At 52.8% G+C, this 1,603-nt stretch carries 2 protein-coding genes; both read right to left on the reverse strand.

Translation table 11 applies throughout. The features are described 5' to 3' along the window. Positions 1 to 21: 21 nt before the first annotated feature. The gene (gene ftcR, locus ACXJ5O_RS26385; RefSeq protein WP_224510243.1) at positions 22 to 693 is read right to left on the reverse strand and encodes a flagellar transcriptional regulator FtcR; all 672 of its coding nucleotides are present in this window, start codon (positions 691 to 693) and stop codon (positions 22 to 24) included. 240 nt (positions 694 to 933) lie between these two features. Further along, positions 934 to 1,404, reverse strand: a complete 471-nt coding sequence (locus tag ACXJ5O_RS26390) for a transglycosylase SLT domain-containing protein (protein WP_457302490.1) — start codon at positions 1,402 to 1,404, stop codon at positions 934 to 936. Positions 1,405 to 1,603 lie beyond the last annotated feature (199 nt).

Genomic DNA, 1,603 nt, shown 5'->3' on the forward strand with positions numbered 1-1,603 from the left:
GGTCAAAATTGCTCTGGCAGGTTAGTCCAGATTGATGCAGTAGCCGAGAAAGCGCTTGGAATCGATCGGATCATAACCAAGTTGCTCACGCAGCTTCTTGCGAAGCTTGCTGATGTGACTCTCAACGACACTTTCCTCGACATCGCTGTCGAAAATGCCGTAGATCGCGCTGAATATCTGCGCCTTGTTCAGGCGGCGCCCGCGATTGGCAATCAAATATTCAAGTATCCGACGTTCCCGCCGCGGCAGGGAAAAATCAAGCCCATTGACCTGCGGATCGCGGCCGTCAGAAAATACCCGAATCGGACCTACCTGCGTTCCCGCATCGCCATTGCCATAGCGGCGTCGAATGGCATTGATCCGCGCCAGTATCTCTCGCACATGCATCGGCTTGCGAACCACATCGTCGACACCCGCCTGGAAAAGCTCCAGCGTGTGTTCCAATGACTGCGTCTCATTGACAGCGATGACCGGCGCTGAACAGCGCTCCCGAATTTTTTGTGGAAACTGGCTGCGATTGACACATTCTCCTATGAGAAACGCCTCGACCGCCATAATGTCGTTTTTCTGAACGGTGGCGACCCAATCGCCGAAATCGTCCGGAGTAAAACCTGTTGTTGTTATGCCCTCACGGGCGAACCACGCCGAATACCCACTCGTCACCAGACTTCGTTCGTCGACGACTACAATCACTGCCCCACCTTCCGAATCATTTATTTTGCCCCAAGCAACACACAACTAGCGGGGTCGATGACTCGGCGACAATCCCCAATATATTGTACCTAATTTATTGGGAGACCTAAATAATTCGGATTAGATGAATTCTTGGGAAGGGCTGGCGGGTCCAGCGCGGGCAGGATCATTACCAATTTCAACTTTACAAAATATGACTGCGAAGACAAATTCACGTTTTATTACCAAGTATTAACACAGTCACTTATCGCAAAACATTCGCGCCTTCGGCGTCCAGTTGCCGAAGCCGGCAGCCACCATATTTTCAATTACTCGGCAAACATATTGCTTCTGGGCCGGGTCGTTGTTGGGTCCCGCGTGATAGCGCGCAACCGCCATGGTCCAGCCGCCTTCGCGTGCTCTAAGCTCTTTTAGAAATCGCGCGGCGTAATCCACATTGGCGGCAGGGTTTAACATCGCCTCAACAGACGGGAACTTGCTAGCGTGAAAATAGTGATTGATCTGCATGCATCCGATGTCGATGAGCTTCGCTCCCTGCGAATGCGCCTCGTTGAATTTGGCCACAGCAGCTGCTGCTGACGACATAAAAACTGCTTTGCCTTCTATATTCATTGCATAGGGCTGGAGCGAGTCCTTGTGGCCCGTTTCAGTCAAACCTACCGCGTAGAGAATACCGATGGGAATATCGTACTTCGTCGAGGCACGGTGCATTTGCCGCTCGCAGAGGTTTTCCGCCGAAGCAGTCTGCAACGCGAGAAACAGGCTAAACAACCAACCCGCGTGAAAGGCCGTGCTCGATAACCGGACCAGTTGCCTTTTCCACATGCTCATCGGATCGCACCTCTCCAAAGGGCCATTGATTGCCGGAACGGTCACCGGGCGTGCCCTGGAATCCTGATTGACCCTGACC

The sequence above is a fragment of the Phyllobacterium sp. P5_D12 genome, assembly GCF_054049495.1.

Excerpts from the sequence above, each read along its gene's own strand:
- ACXJ5O_RS26390 (WP_457302490.1), bottom strand. The coding sequence starts at position 1,404 with ATGCACCGTGCCTCGACGAAGTACGATATTCCCATCGGTATTCTCTAC.